This window comes from Brevibacillus thermoruber 423, assembly GCF_000454065.1.
GTDB lineage: Bacteria > Bacillota > Bacilli > Brevibacillales > Brevibacillaceae > Brevibacillus > Brevibacillus thermoruber.
Window position 1 is genome coordinate 283,728 of record NZ_KE695651.1, and the last position, 14,681, is coordinate 298,408.

General features: G+C 55.0%; 14 protein-coding genes. 13 read left to right on the forward strand and 1 reads right to left on the reverse strand.

The genetic code is table 11. From position 1 onward, the window contains the following. The first annotated feature begins 122 nt into the window (after nucleotides 1-122). The 6 genes from dxs (at nucleotide 123) to spoIVB (ending at nucleotide 7,474) form a co-directional block, all read left to right on the forward strand. A complete protein-coding gene (gene dxs / locus M516_RS0112815; protein WP_029099477.1) occupies nucleotides 123-2,009 on the forward strand; it encodes a 1-deoxy-D-xylulose-5-phosphate synthase in 1,887 nt (628 codons plus the stop codon). Then, a complete protein-coding gene (locus tag M516_RS0112820) occupies nucleotides 2,006-2,818 on the forward strand; it encodes a TlyA family RNA methyltransferase (RefSeq protein WP_029099478.1) in 813 nt (270 codons plus the stop codon). The genes dxs and M516_RS0112820 overlap by 4 nt, the downstream gene beginning before the upstream one ends. A gap of 111 nt (nucleotides 2,819-2,929) precedes the next feature. Continuing rightward, nucleotides 2,930-3,787 (forward strand): NAD(+)/NADH kinase, encoded by an 858-nt coding sequence (locus M516_RS0112825; protein ID WP_029099479.1) that lies wholly within the window; start codon nucleotides 2,930-2,932, stop codon nucleotides 3,785-3,787. Nucleotides 3,788-3,792: 5 nt separating this feature from the next. Next, the gene (gene ahrC, locus M516_RS0112830) at nucleotides 3,793-4,242 is read left to right on the forward strand and encodes a transcriptional regulator AhrC/ArgR (RefSeq protein ID WP_029099480.1); all 450 of its coding nucleotides are present in this window, start codon (nucleotides 3,793-3,795) and stop codon (nucleotides 4,240-4,242) included. Between the two features lie 15 nt (nucleotides 4,243-4,257). Further along, nucleotides 4,258-5,988 (forward strand): DNA repair protein RecN, encoded by a 1,731-nt coding sequence (gene recN / locus M516_RS0112835; RefSeq protein WP_029099481.1) that lies wholly within the window; start codon nucleotides 4,258-4,260, stop codon nucleotides 5,986-5,988. Nucleotides 5,989-6,142: 154 nt separating this feature from the next. Next, a complete protein-coding gene (gene spoIVB / locus M516_RS0112840; protein ID WP_029099482.1) occupies nucleotides 6,143-7,474 on the forward strand; it encodes a SpoIVB peptidase in 1,332 nt (443 codons plus the stop codon). A gap of 62 nt (nucleotides 7,475-7,536) precedes the next feature. Here spoIVB and M516_RS25220 read toward each other — a convergent pair whose 3' ends face one another. Further along, nucleotides 7,537-7,881, reverse strand: coding sequence for a hypothetical protein (locus tag M516_RS25220; RefSeq protein ID WP_152523397.1), 345 nt, complete (start codon nucleotides 7,879-7,881; stop codon nucleotides 7,537-7,539). A 42-nt stretch (nucleotides 7,882-7,923) separates the two neighbouring features. Here M516_RS25220 and spo0A point away from each other — a divergent pair, with 42 nt between their 5' ends. From spo0A to M516_RS0112890, 7 genes are all read left to right on the forward strand, one after another. Then, on the forward strand, nucleotides 7,924-8,712 hold the full coding sequence (spo0A, locus tag M516_RS0112850; RefSeq protein ID WP_029099484.1) for a sporulation transcription factor Spo0A: 789 nt from the start codon (nucleotides 7,924-7,926) through the stop codon (nucleotides 8,710-8,712). Nucleotides 8,713-8,905: 193 nt separating this feature from the next. After that, a complete protein-coding gene (locus M516_RS0112855) occupies nucleotides 8,906-9,409 on the forward strand; it encodes a hypothetical protein (protein WP_029099485.1) in 504 nt (167 codons plus the stop codon). 386 nt (nucleotides 9,410-9,795) lie between these two features. Then, nucleotides 9,796-11,013, forward strand: coding sequence for an IS21 family transposase (gene istA / locus M516_RS0112865; protein ID WP_230077399.1), 1,218 nt, complete (start codon nucleotides 9,796-9,798; stop codon nucleotides 11,011-11,013). After that, complete coding sequence (gene istB / locus M516_RS0112870) at nucleotides 11,010-11,795, forward strand: IS21-like element helper ATPase IstB (RefSeq protein WP_029099487.1); 786 nt, start codon at nucleotides 11,010-11,012, stop codon at nucleotides 11,793-11,795. The genes istA and istB overlap by 4 nt, the downstream gene beginning before the upstream one ends. Before the next feature lie 211 nt (nucleotides 11,796-12,006). Further along, the gene (locus tag M516_RS0112880) at nucleotides 12,007-12,405 is read left to right on the forward strand and encodes an ATP-binding protein (protein ID WP_029099488.1); all 399 of its coding nucleotides are present in this window, start codon (nucleotides 12,007-12,009) and stop codon (nucleotides 12,403-12,405) included. Continuing rightward, nucleotides 12,374-13,906, forward strand: coding sequence for an ATP-binding protein (locus tag M516_RS0112885; protein ID WP_051188213.1), 1,533 nt, complete (start codon nucleotides 12,374-12,376; stop codon nucleotides 13,904-13,906). The genes M516_RS0112880 and M516_RS0112885 overlap by 32 nt, the downstream gene beginning before the upstream one ends. 189 nt (nucleotides 13,907-14,095) lie before the next feature. Further along, nucleotides 14,096-14,674: a beta-class carbonic anhydrase gene (locus M516_RS0112890; RefSeq protein ID WP_029099490.1), complete on the forward strand. Its 579-nt coding sequence runs from the start codon at nucleotides 14,096-14,098 to the stop codon at nucleotides 14,672-14,674. Nucleotides 14,675-14,681: the final 7 nt, after the last annotated feature.

Consider the following 14,681-nt stretch of genomic DNA (forward strand, 5'->3'; position numbering starts at 1 on the left):
AAGTGGTGTTTTCGCCGAGAAACCGTTATAATGAATCAAGCTGAACGAAGCGGATGTTTGCGTGTTGATTTGGATTGCAGCATGCCAATTGACGGAGAACGACTGGAAAGTGAGGAATCAAAATGCTGCTGACGACCGTCAACAATCCTCAGGATTTGAAAACGTGTTCGCTGCCCCAGCTTTATACGCTGGCCGGCGAAATTCGCCAGTTTCTCGTGGAAACCTTGTCCAAAACGGGCGGCCACCTCGCTCCCAATCTGGGCGTGGTGGAGCTGACGCTCGCACTGCACTACGTGTTCAACAGTCCGGAAGACAAATTGATCTGGGACGTAGGCCATCAAGCCTATGTACATAAAATCCTCACCGGCCGCCGCGAACTGTTTCCGACGCTGCGCCAGTACAAGGGATTGTGCGGCTTTCCCAAGATGAGCGAAAGCCCGCATGACGTCTGGGAGACGGGACACAGCAGTACGTCCCTGTCCGCCGCCATGGGCATGGCCACGGCGCGTGATCTGAAAAAGGAAAAGCACCATGTCGTGGCGATCATCGGGGACGGCGCCCTGACCGGGGGGATGGCGTTTGAAGCGCTGAACCACATCGGTCACGAGCGGAAAAACGTGATCGTGGTCTTGAACGACAACGAGATGTCGATCGCCCCCAACGTCGGCGCGCTGCACAACTACCTGGGCAAGCTGCGTTCCGCCGAAAACTACCGGAACGCCAAAAAAGAGCTGGAGCACCTGCTGAAATCGATTCCCGCCGTGGGTGGCAGGCTGGCCCATCTGGCGGAGCGCTTCAAGGACAGCTTGAAGTATTTGCTGGTCTCCGGCGTTCTATTCGAAGAGCTGGGCTTCACCTACATCGGCCCCATCGACGGCCACAACCTGGAACTGCTGCTCGACTCGCTGAAGACAGCCAAGCAGACCAAAGGGCCGGTACTGATTCACGCCATCACCAAAAAAGGAAAGGGCTACGCCCCCGCCGAGGCCGACTCCGTCAAGTGGCACGGCATCGGAACGTACAAGATCGAGTCGGGCGACACGCCGAAGTCGGCTCCGACGTACACGTCCGTTTTTGCCGACACGATGATCCGCCTCGCCGAAGCGGATGAACGGATTGTCGCCGTGACGCCGGCCATGCCGGCTGGTTCCGGGCTGCTCAAGTTTGGCGAGAGGTTCCCGGACCGCCTGTTTGACGTGGGCATCGCCGAACAGCACGCCTGCACCTTTGCCGCCGGCTTGGCGACGCAGGGGCTGAAGCCGGTGTTTGCGGTCTACTCCACCTTTTTGCAGCGGGCGTATGACCAGTTGATTCACGACGTGGCGCGCCAGAAGCTGAACGTCATCTTCGCCGTCGACCGGGCCGGCCTGGTCGGGGCGGACGGGGAGACGCACCAGGGCATGTACGACATCGCGTTCATGCGGACGATCCCCAACATGGTGGTCATGGCGCCGAAGGACGAGAACGAGCTGCGCCACATGATGAACACGGCGGTGGCCTACGAAGACGGCCCCATCTCGTTCCGCTACCCCCGTCTTGCCATTCGCGGCGTAAAAATGGACGAGGAGCTGCAGGTGCTGCCGATCGGGAAAGCGGAAGTGGTCCGCGAAGGGAAGAACGTCGCCATCCTGTCGTTCGGCCACGTCTTCGAACTGGCGGAGGCAGCGGTGGAGCAGCTCAACCGCGAAGGCATCCAGCCGATGCTGGTCAACGCCCGCTTCTGCAAGCCGCTCGATGAGGAACTGCTGTTCCGTCTGGCCCGGGAAGGCTACGACATCGTCACCGTGGAAGAAGGGGCGGCGATGGGCGGTTTTGGCAGCGCCGTTCTGGAATGTCTGGCAAAGGCCGGGTTCCATGGTGTGCGCGTGGACGTGGTGGCGGTGCCCGACTACTTTGTGGAACACGGCAGCGTGAAGGAACAGCGTGAGGAAGTGGGGCTGACGGCAGACGCCATCGCCGCCCGCGTGCGCGCCCTGCTGCCGATGACGAGGGGCGTCGTGGAAGCATGAAAAAAGAACGGGTAGACGTGCTCCTCGTTGAGCGGGGATTGTTTGAAACCAGGGAAAAGGCCAAGGCTGCCGTGATGGCCGGACTGGTGCTGGTGGGCGGCGAGCGCTGCGACAAGCCGGGGACCAAGATTCCCGAAGACACGCCCATCGCCGTCAAGGGAGAGGTGCATCCCTACGTCAGCCGCGGCGGGCTGAAGCTGGAAAAAGCGCTGCGGGTGTTCGGGATTGATCTGAACGGCCGGGTGATGATGGACATCGGCGCGTCGACCGGCGGCTTTACCGACTGTGCGCTGCAGCACGGCGCGCGCCGCGTGTACGCGATTGACGTCGGATACGGACAGCTCGCCTGGAGCCTCCGCCAGGACGAGCGGGTCGTGGTGATGGAGCGAACCAATTTCCGCCACATGGATCCGGACGCGTTCGAACACGAGCGGCCGGACGCCGCCTCGATCGACGTTTCCTTCATCTCGCTGAAACTGATCCTCCCCGTCCTGTACCGCTTCCTGGAGCCGGACGGGGATGTGGTTGCCCTCGTCAAGCCGCAGTTTGAAGCGGGCAAGGAGAACGTCGGCAAAAACGGCATCGTCCGCGACCCGGACATCCATGAAGCGGTGCTGGTCGACATCGGCCAGTTTGCCGTCAGCATCGGGTTCTCGCTGCACGGGCTGGATTATTCTCCCATCACCGGAGGCGAGGGGAACATCGAATTTCTCCTGCACGCGCGAAAAAGCGAGGGCGGCCTGACTCCGGATGCCTGGCTTCGGCGCGCGGCGGAAGTGGTGTTCGCGGCCCATCGCGAATTGAAGTAAGGTGTGGGACAAAAAGCCTCGATCGCGGTTGAATCGAGGCTTTTTTTATATGCATGAAAAGTTGTATACTTGTATAAGGATTTCCAACCAACGACGTTTGGGGTGGGCCATATGAAAACGATTGGTATCGTAGCAAACAAAGGGAAGCCGGAAGCCCGCATCGTGGCCAGGGAGCTGATGTACCTGCTGGAAGCCAGAGGGGCCCGCGTCCTGCTTGATGAACATATTGCCTCCGATGTGGGCCGTCCCGAGCTGGCGGCCGCGCTGGAAAAGATCGGCCGGGAAGCGAAGCTGCTGTGCGTCTTGGGCGGCGACGGTACGCTGCTCGGGATTGCCCGCCAGTTGGCCGGCCGTTCCCTGCCGATTCTCGGCATCAATTTGGGGACGCTCGGCTTTTTGTCGGAAGCCGACCCGGACGATTTGCCGGAAGCCGTGGACAACCTGCTCTCCGGCAAGTACGACATCGAGGAGCGGACCATGCTGGAGGCGACGCTGGTGCGAAACGGGGCGGCGCTGGCCAGCTACACCGCGATGAACGACATCGGCATCGCCAAAGGCTCGTTCTGCCGGATTATCCAATGCGCCGTCTACGTGGATGACGACTACGTGGCGACGTTCAGCGGCGACGGCGTGATCGTCTCCAGCCCGACAGGCTCGACCGCCTACTCCCTGTCGGCGGGAGGGCCGATTGTCGCGCCCAATGTGGACATGCTGCTCCTGACACCGGTGGCCCCGCACTCGCTGACCGCCCGTCCGATGGTGCTGTCGGCCAATCAGGTCATCCGGATCGAGGTGGATGCGATCCACCAGGAGATGGGGCTGTCCATCGACGGACAGTTCGGCTACCGGCTGGAAGGCGGCGACCAGATTTTCGTCAAGAAGTCCCCGCATGTCACGCCGCTGATCAAGTGGAAAACAGGCGGCTTTTTTGAAGCGATTCGCACGAAACTACAAGGTGAGTGGGAGTAATGGCAATGAACAAAGGACAACGACACATTCGCATTCGGGAAATCATCAGCAATTACGAGGTGGAGACCCAGGACGAACTGGTGGACCGTCTGCGGGAAGCCGGGTTTAACGTGACCCAGGCGACCGTTTCGCGGGACATCAAAGAGTTGCATCTGGTGAAGGTGCCGCTCCCGGACGGACGGTACAAATATTCGATGCCCGTCGAGCAGAAGTTCAACCCGATCCAAAAGCTGAAGCGGATGCTGGTGGACTCCTACGTGAGCATCGACTACGCCGACCACTTCATTGTGCTGAAAACATTGTCAGGCCACGCCAATGCCGTAGCCGAGCTGATCGACAACCTGTCCTGGGAGGAAATCATGGGCACCATCAGCGGCGACAACACCATTCTCATCATCTGCCGCTCGAAGGAGAACTCCCGGGAAGTCACCCAGCGCTTCCTGGACATGCTGTAAAGGTGGTTGCACACGATGCTGTTGGAACTGTCCATTCGCAATTTTGCCATCATCAAATCGGTCACGATTTCCTTTCAACGGGGACTGAACATCCTCACGGGGGAGACCGGAGCCGGGAAGTCGATCATCATCGACGCGCTCGGCCTGCTCCTGGGCGGACGAGCTTCCGCCGACTTTGTCCGATACGGGGAGACGCGGGCCGAAGTGGAAGGGCTGTTTGAACTGCCCGCCGGCCACCCGGCGCTGGCGCTGTGCGAGAGCTTCGGCGTCGCCGTGGAGCAGGACGGCACGCTGGTCGTGCGCCGCGACATCTCCAGCCAGGGCAAGAGCATCATCCGTATCAACGGCCAGTTGGTCACCCTGGCGATGCTGCGGGAGCTGGGGCCGTGGCTGGTAACCGTGCACGGCCAGCACGACACCCACATGCTGATGCAGGCGGATAAGCACATCAACTGGCTGGACGCGTACGGCGAGGCGGAGCTGGGCGCGGCCAAGCGGGAGTACGGCCAGCTCTATGCCGCCTACAGCAAGACCAGACAGGACCTGGAGCGGATGGCCCGCAACGAGCGTGAGCTGGTGCAGCGGATCGATTTGCTTCAATACCAGTTGAACGAGATCGAAGCGGCCGCCCTGACGCCGGGTGAAGACGAGAAACTGCTCCAGCAGCGGAAAAAATGGATGAACATCGAAAAGGTGTACGCCGGCATTCAGGATGCCTATCGCGCCCTGTACGGGGATCAGCGCGGATTGGACTGGCTCGGCCACGCGATGAGCGAGCTGGAGCGGATCGCGCCGTACGAGGAGCAGCTCGCGCCGATTGTGGAAGCGGTCCAGAGCGCATACTACCAGATGGAAGACGTGGCGCAGCAGCTTCGTCAGCTCAGCGACCAGCTTGACTTCGAACCGGAGCAGTTGGCGGAAGTGGAGCGGCGGCTTGACCAGATCCAGAACCTGAAGCGCAAGTACGGCAAAAACGTGGACGACATTCTGGAGTACGCCGCCGCAATCCAGGACGAGCTGGACGAGATGCAGCACTACGAGGATCGCCTGCAGCAGTTGGAGCACCGGCTGACCGAGCTGGCGGCCGATCTGGCCGTGGAAGCGCTGGAACTGTCCGTGATCCGCCGCGAATGCGCCGAGCGGCTGGCTCGGGAGATCGAGCAGCAGTTGAAAGATCTGCACATGGAACGGGCCCGTTTCGCCATCGACGTCCGCCGGGTGCCGGATGAGGACGGGATTGAGCTGGAAGGGGCCAAATGGCGCGTCGATGCAAACGGAATCGATCAGGTGGAGTTTCTCATCTCCCCCAACCCGGGCGAGCCGCTCCGGCCGCTGGCCAAGATCGCGTCCGGCGGCGAACTGTCCCGGGTCATGCTGGCGATCAAGACGATCCTGGCCGGTACGGATCAGGTCCAGACGCTGATCTTCGACGAAGTGGACACCGGCGTGAGCGGCAGGGCCGCCCAGGCGATCGCGGAGAAACTGGCCCGCGTGGCACAGAAGCGGCAGGTCCTCTGCATCACCCATCTGCCGCAGGTGGCATCGCTGGCCGACGCGCATTTTCTGATCCGCAAGGAAATGAGCGAGCACGAGACGATGACGGTCGTCCAGCGCCTCTCCGACGAAGAGCGCGTCAAGGAGCTGGCCCGGATGCTGGGCGGCGCCGAAGTCACGGCCAAAACCGAAGAACACGCCCGCGAGATGATTCTGCTCGGGCAACAACGAAAAGCTGTCAACGGAGATTGACAGCTTTTTTTGTACTGGTGCGGATGGCGTCAGGAAAGCATGCGCGTGGGTGATTTTCCTGACATAATCCGCAAGGGCCCAGGCAACATTATAACTACACAAGGTGGAGGTGTATCAGGTAGGTGTAGGTAGGGAACGGTAGGAGTGATTGCTGGTGATCCGTCACAACAGAAGAAAATGGATGGGAAGTCTCCTTCTCCTCATCACGGCGCTCGTCGTGAGTTCCACCCCGTTCCGCGACCTGTCTTCTTTCCCCCATGAATTGCGCTTGATGGAAGGTTCACTGCAACAGCTTCGCGTCTCCGTGCCCGTCATGGGGACGTTGATCAACAGCAACCCCGACATTTTGCACGTAAACGGAGCAGAGACGCGGGAAGTCGCCGTCGACCTGAGCAAACCGCTGTCCGTCGAGCCGCGCCGCGCGGGTGAGGCACAGCTCCAGGTCAAGTGGCGCAGCGTTCCACTGACCGCCGTCAAAGTAAACGTGCTGCCCGATTTGCGGGTCATCCCCGGGGGACAATCGATCGGCGTCAAGCTGCAGACGGCGGGCGTGCTCGTCGTCGGACACCATCTCGTGGACACAGGCAAGGAAAAGGTATCGCCCGGGGAACAAGCGGGTATTCACGTCGGGGACATGATCGTCAAGATAAACGACCTGTACATCAACGACATGAATGACGTCAAGAAACTGGTCAGTGAAGCAGGGGCACGCAACACCCCCGTACAACTGCTGGTCGTACGCGGCAAGGAAAAGCTCAACGTGACCCTGTACCCGGCAAAAGACAGAAAAGACAACGAGTACCGCATGGGTCTCTACATTCGCGACTCCGCGGCCGGTGTCGGTACGCTGACGTTCTACGACCCCAACTCCAAGGCGTACGGCGCGTTGGGTCACGTGATATCCGACGTGGATACCGGACAGGCAATCGCCGTGGGCGACGGCCAGATCGTGGCGGCCAGCGTAACCTCCATTGAAAAAGGACAGAGCGGCAACCCGGGGGAGAAGTTCGCCCGCTTTTACAACGAAAGCGAAGTCCTGGGGACGATCACCAAAAACACGCCGTTCGGCATCTTTGGCAAGATGAAAGAGCAGCCGAAGCGCAGTTTGTACAACGAGCCGATGCCGATCGCCCTTGCGGAGCAGGTGCAGGAGGGGCCGGCCAAAATTCTCACGGTGGTGGACGGCCAGAAAGTGGAGGAGTTCGCCATTGAGATCGTCAATGTCGTCAAGCAGCATTTCCCCGCCACGAAGGGCATGATCATCAAAATAACGGACAAGCGCCTGCTGGAGAAAACCGGCGGAATCGTCCAGGGGATGAGCGGCAGTCCGATCATCCAAAACGGAAAAATCGTCGGGGCGGTCACACACGTGTTTGTCAACGATCCCACCTCGGGATACGGCTGCTACATCGAGTGGATGCTGCAGGAGGCCGGCATCCCCGTCCGCTCGCCGCAAGCCAAAACGCCGATCGGGAGTGCAGCGTAGCGTCAGGACAGCACAGCATGCTTGGTGGAACCGGCACGAACGCGCGGCTTCGCGAAGCCCAGTCAGCACGCTCCATAGCCGTCAGCGCTCTCCCGTTGGGCGCGGCGGCTCTTCTCTATGGGGGCGTCCTGGAAAGGATGGGCAAACAGGCCAGGTGGAGAATGGCCCGTGCGGCGTGTAGAGGAGAAGGGGTCCTGCCGCATCCGGCCGCGTCTTTCGCGAATGACGGCCGGATGGGAACCGTAATCTGGCGAAAAGCGGTCGCGAATTGTCGAAATATCGGAAAAATCATTCAATCTTTCGTCATTGGCAGGAATGAACTGGGGTTTGTCGAATAATTTTTCATGTGAAAAGATGGTTTGGACATATTCCGATCGTTTACATACTTCTGAGATCACCAATTCCACCTTCTTTCCCAAACAGACCGTTGATTGTAAGGAGGAACGACCTTGAACAAGATTGATGTGTTGTTGGCAGATGATAATCGGGAATTTGTAAACCTGCTGGAAGAGTACATCAGCAGCCAGCATGACATGAATGTCATCGGGGTGGCGTACAACGGCAACGATGTCATTCGCCTGCTGCAGGAGCGCGTGCCGGATGTGCTGATTCTCGATATTATCATGCCGCACCTCGACGGCCTGGCGGTGCTGGAGCAGATTCAGGCCATGCGCTTGTCGCCGCAGCCGAAGATCATCATGCTGACTGCGTTCGGTCAGGAAGAAATCACGAAAAAAGCGGTGGAACTGGGGGCCGCCTACTACATTTTGAAGCCGTTTGACATGGAAGTGCTGGCCCAGCGCATCCGCCAGATGACCAGCAGCAAGCCGACCGGTTCGTTTATCACCGCCGTCAAGCCGCAGACGTCGCTGGCGGTGAGAGGGCGCAATCTGGATGCCAGCATTACCAGCATCATTCACGAAATCGGTGTGCCTGCCCACATCAAGGGGTACTTGTACCTGCGCGAAGCAATCACGATGGTGTACAACGACGTGGAACTGCTCGGCTCGATCACCAAAGTGCTGTATCCCGACATCGCCAAAAAGTTCAACACGACGGCCAGCCGCGTGGAACGCGCAATCCGCCACGCCATCGAAGTCGCCTGGTCGCGCGGCAATCTGGATTCCATCTCCAGCCTGTTCGGCTACACCATCTCCAACACCAAGGCCAAGCCGACCAACTCCGAGTTTATTGCCATGGTCGCCGACAAGCTGCGGATTGAAGCAAAGATTAGCTGAGAAGGAAGAAAACAGATGTAGCAAGGGATTTTGAGAATTGGAAACGGATTACATCCAGAACAATTTCGACTTCTAATATCCGAAAATGCCAATAAACTTCTGAACAGCAATCCAACGAATACCGCTTGTTTATTGGTTCCCTAAAACCAATGAAGAAGTGGTATTTTTTTATGGCCGAATGAGGGGGATGCAGATGGATCGTTTAATCATTGAACCAAAGAAAGGGATTGGCATCATACAACTTGGCATGACCAAAATGGAGGTGGATGAGTGTCTTCAGGTCTATACGGATACATACGAAATCACCTATGAGCAAAATCCTCGCAACTTCCACATGAAAGGTGCGATTCGATCTTGTTTTCAACTAGAATATGACTCCCATGGAAAGGTTACCTTTATTCAAGTGTCATCTGGTTTAAAGGATGTACTTTCATGCGAATGTATGGATATGGATGTGTTTCATACGAAAGCCGAGGAGCTTATCGCGGAACTGGATAAGATATCAAAATATGATCGTGACCATAAGGAGTTAGGGTGGACGTATGATTTCCCTAAATGGGGGTTGTCTTTTTGGCGATCAAACATATGTAAAGAGGAAGATTTGCAAGAAGAGTGGTGTAAACAACTGCGTCCGGAAATTCAAGAAGATGAAAAGAAATATTTATACTTTGAATGTGTAAGCATTCGATGTGTGTAGTTTACAAAGGGCGGAGTGATCCCCTTTTGGACCGATTCCGCCGAATCGTATCTGATACGACGAAAGACGAAAAAATCAACACTGAACCAAAATTGCCACGGAACCGCAAATACGTAAACAGACGCAGCATACAGTGAAAAGACAAGGAATGGATGACCTTTTCTTAGGCAAACCTGCCCGTAACTATTCATGACGGAATCCGGGAAAGATCCGGTGTCAGCCAATTGCCTATTCATCATGAAAGAACTTCCTGTGAACCTGTTGTCCGCCACCTGTGAAGATCAGCGATAAAATCCCCAATAGAATCGGTTGAAAATTCCCCATTTTCATCGCAGACTCTCTCCTTGGAGGAGAGAGAAATTATGGTAAAGAATGGGGAGTTTTACATGATTCACGAGATGAGGAAACGTGGCATGAGTATTACTCGGATCGCGCAGGAAATGGGGAGGGATCGAAAAACCATTCGTAAGTGGCTAAACAAGAAGGAACCTGAATCCTATCAGCGAAAGGTCACTCGTCTCGGCAAGCTGGATCCGTTCAAGGATTACGTTCGCCGCCGAATGGAGGAAGGTTGCCTGAATGCGAGAGTTATCCTGGAAGAAATCAAGGCAAAAGGGTATACCGGTGGGATTACCACTCTGCGAGTCTTCATGAAACCGTTCCGGCCCACCGTCATCAGCAAAACCACCGTCCGATTTGAAACAGATCCCGGATACCAAGCCCAAGTCGATTGGGGACGGTTTACGGTGGACTGGCACGGCAAACCAAAACGGCTCTATGCGTTTGTCATGGTCCTCAGCTATTCTCGCATGATGTATCTGGAGTTCACTGAAGATGAGAAGTTGGATACGCTCATCAGTTGTCACCATCGGGCTTTTGAGTATTTTGGAGGGGGTACGGAGGTGATGCTGTACGACAACATGAAGACCGTTGTGAAAGACAGAGATGAACAGGGCCATCCCGTCTGGAATGAGCGTTTTTCCCGATTTGCCAGCCACCACGGCTTCCTTCTTACGAGCTGCCGGCCCTATCGCGCTCGCACTAAAGGAAAGGTCGAAAACGGAATTGGCTATGTTCGCAAGAACTTTTGGCCGCGAGTTCGGGAATTCAAGGGAGTAGACGATCTGAATCGTCAAGCTCGTGAGTGGCTAAATCAAGTGGCCAACGTGAGGATTCATGGAACCACGCACGTCAGGCCGGTTGACCGCTGGCATGAGGAAAAGCTGAAACCCATGAACCCAACGCCGTTTGCGGTCGTCGACCGTCATGCTCGGAAGGTATCAGCCGACTGCCTGGTATCGTTTGAGGCCAACCGTTACTCCGTTCCCTTCCGTTTTATGGGGCAAATCGTGCATGTCCAGGACGACAAGAACGGACGCATCCGGATTTACAGTGGAGACACACTCATCGCTGAACATCCCAAGGCCGTCCAAAAAGGGCAGCTGGTCATCAACAAAAAGCACTTCGAAGGACTGCGCCCAACCGGTCAACATCGAGTTCCTGCCCCAATGCCCAAACTTGTTGACCGACCAGCCCCTGAAGTGCTGGAACGAAACTTATCCGTGTATGAACAATTCCTCGACGAGGCGGTGAGGCTCCAATGATTGGGCTGCAAGAACGTCTTGAGGATGCCTTCCACCAATTCGGATGGACTCGCATTCCCGAGGTGCTTCACCACCACGCCGAAGAAGCTTCCAAACACAATATATCGTATCTGGAATTTCTGGACAAGCTGCTGCAGGAGGAGTTGGCGGCAAAATGGGATCGGTATATCCGGACCCGGACACGTCTAGCCAACTTGCCCTTTCACAAGACCCTGGATCAATTCGACTTTCGTTTCCAACCATCCATCGATGAACGGCGAATCCGGGATCTGGCGACCCTTCGGTTTATCGAGCACCAGGAGAATCTCATTTTCCTCGGCCCGCCCGGTGTGGGGAAAACACATTTGGCCGTTGCACTGGCTTTGGAGGCGATTAAGCAGCGGTATACGGTGTATTTTACAACCGCCCATGATCTCGTGCAAACGCTTCAGCAGGCCGATCAGAACCATACGATCAAACAAAAAATTCGCATGTACACCAAGCCGCGTCTGTTGATCATCGATGAGATCGGCTATCGCAAGATGGACGAACCGGCAGCCCATTTCTTCTTCCAAATCATCTCCGAACGATACGAGACCGGCTCTATCATCCTGACTTCCAACAAGTCGTATGGTTCATGGGGAGAAATCTTTGGAGACTCTATACTGGCCACAGCCATCCTGGATCGTTTGCTGCATCATTCCACCACAATCAATATCAAGGGGGAAAGTTACCGCATCAAAGAAAAGAAAAAGGCGGGTTTCTTCCGACCAGAAGGGCATGAAGAACACCCAAAGGAGTAGTCCTTGTTTCCGCCCCCTAAGGGGCGTATAAAATAACTCTTACTGGGGAATTTTCGATTGATTTTTTTGAGGAGCTTTCTTTTGATCTTGACAACCGAAGCCCTGCCTGAAGCGATGGAAAGCGCACAATTTCCTATTGATATATTCATAAAGGTCACTATAATCAAACTAGAATGAAAAAAGTTTGATTCCATGGAGGATTCCTGTGCCGATGACCTACCAAAAAGTGAATATCTCTTCCGAAGACGATATTTATTTTGCGTTAAGTACCGTTCGTCATTTTATGAAGCAGCTCCCTTTTTCCGAGTCCGATCAGCAGAAGATTTTCGTGAGTGTTTCGGAGTTAACCCGAAATATATTGGATCATGCCTACAGCAAGGGGCTTTTTTGTTGTGAATTGCTCGATCAGGGAATACGTTTTGTCGTTACCGATGAAGGGCCGGGAATTCTCCATGTAGAGGATGTTGTCAACGGCAAAAAGAAATCGTCGTCGCGAGGATTGGGACTCGGCTTATCCGGCGTGAAGCGATTGATGGATGAATTCCAAATTGAGACTTCGACGAGAGGAACGAAGATCGTTGCGATCAAATGGGCAGGAAAGAAACTATAAAGCACCAAAGACGGATGATACCTTGAGCCGCCTTGCCTCCATCGGTCAAATCGCGGCGGGAATCGCGCATGAAGTGAGAAATCCGTTAACAGCGGTGAAGGGATTCTTGCAGCTTCTCCAAGAAGAGATTTCCCATGGGTATTTGGATATTGCCTGCTCCGAACTGGATCAGGCGATTGCGACGCTGCAGGATTTATTGCAGGTTTCCAAACCTGATTTGGAAGAGGAGTCGTATATTTCGATCAATCTCTGTTCTGAATTGGAGTCGCTGCTCTATTTGTTTCAGGATCAAATCTATCGGGTGCAAATTGTCCGAAACTTTCGCAATAGTGATGAAGTCATCTGCGGAAAACGAAACCAGTTGAAGAAGGCCTTTTTCAATCTCTTGAAAAATGCGTTTGAAGCCATTCCCCATGAAGGCATCATTTCAATCGAACATTACCGAATGGGTGACTTCGTTTTCGTCAGCATTTCGGACACAGGGGTCGGTGTACCGCAGGAAAAACTTCAACTGTTGGGAACCCCCTTCTTCACAACAAAAGATGAAGGGACGGGAATGGGCCTGACGCAGGTGTTTTCGACCATCTACCAGCATGGAGGCACCATCGATGTAAAGAGTAGAGAAGGCATTGGCACGACTTTCACCATTCAATTTCCCATTGAAATGATCGAACAAATTGGAGTGATGAATTTGAATATGCAATACGTCGAAGGTCAAAGTTTTCAAGAATATTTTGTGATGAATCAGGATCGTTTTCATGAACTGTTTGCCCACGAAACGAAAGGGACGAATCAGCTCATTGAAGCCTCCATGTACAATATCGATGTACAGGACATTTTTGACAGAATGGCCAAACTCCTGGTCGAAGAGCGGCAGCATGAACTGACCATACTCGCGAAGGAACTCGGAAAGACTGGTGCACGGAATGATGTTCCGCTCGTCATTAAACTGGAATTGATTCAGGCATTTCGCAAGGTGTATTGGAATCTGTTACATAACTATTATCAGCATGTCGGTCTTGACATGGAAGGTGTTTTCCAACTTGGCATCAAAACGAATTTTATTTTGGATCATTACATTTTTCACTATTTCTCCAGTTACATCGAGTACAAGGATGAACTGCTTCGTTCCCACCGCGAAACGATTGATGACCTGTCGGTTCCCATTATTCCGTTATCCGCTTCCATGGCGGTGCTGCCCATCGTCGGCACACTGGACACCTATCGGGCGAAAAAAGTGCAGGAGCGGACACTCAATCAAATCGCCAGCCTGAAAATACAAAAAATCATTATCGATTTATCGGGTGTGGCGTTTATGGATACGGCCGTGGTGGGCCATTTGTTTCGCATCGTTGAAGGAATCGGGCTGCTCGGATGCAAGGCGATCATCACCGGGATTCGCCCGGAAATCGCGAACACCATGATCGAATTGGGCATCGTGTTTACGGAAAAGGTTGACACCAAGGCCACGCTGCAGCAGGCCTTGGAGGAATATCAATAAATAAAAGGGAAACGCTTTCCTGAAATCGACCCCTTTCAAACGTGACAAGGGGTTCCTTTTTTCTGAGCCCCCATCCTGCAAGCCAGCACGTTGTGTTGGAGGGCGGTTCTCCCTTCCATGAATGTGTTGATTCGCCCCTTCTTTCTAGTACAATGAAGGAATAACACTTGCTAAGGCTGGTGATCACGAATGACCAAACTGGAAGAGATTCTCGCGTTTAACCGCGAGTTTGTCGCTCGTAAGGAATACGAGGCATTCAAGACAACCAAATTCCCGGACAAGCGTCTGGTGATCCTGTCCTGTATGGATACCCGGCTGGAGGAACTGCTGCCCAAGGCGATGAATTTGCGCAACGGGGATTTCAAGCACGTGAAGAGTGCGGGGGCGATCGTTTCCCATCCATTTGGCAGCGTCATGCGCAGTATCCTCGTCGCGCTGTACGCCTTGAACGCGGAAGAAGTGATGGTGGTGGGCCATTACGACTGCGGGATGAGCATGATCTCCGCCGAAGACATGCTGAACAAAATGAAACAGCAGGGGATTGCGGCCGAGACGATTTCCCTGCTGCAAAACGCCGGGATCAACCTGAAGACCTGGCTGCGCGGCTTTGACAGCGTGGAGGAAAGCGTGAAACGAAGCGTGGAGGTAATCGCGAACCACCCGCTGCTGCCGCGCCGGGTACCGGTGCACGGCCTGTTGATCAATCCGGAAACCGGACAGCTTGACCTGGTCGTCAACGGCTATGAGAGAATCGCTGCAGACGAGTAAGCGGCGT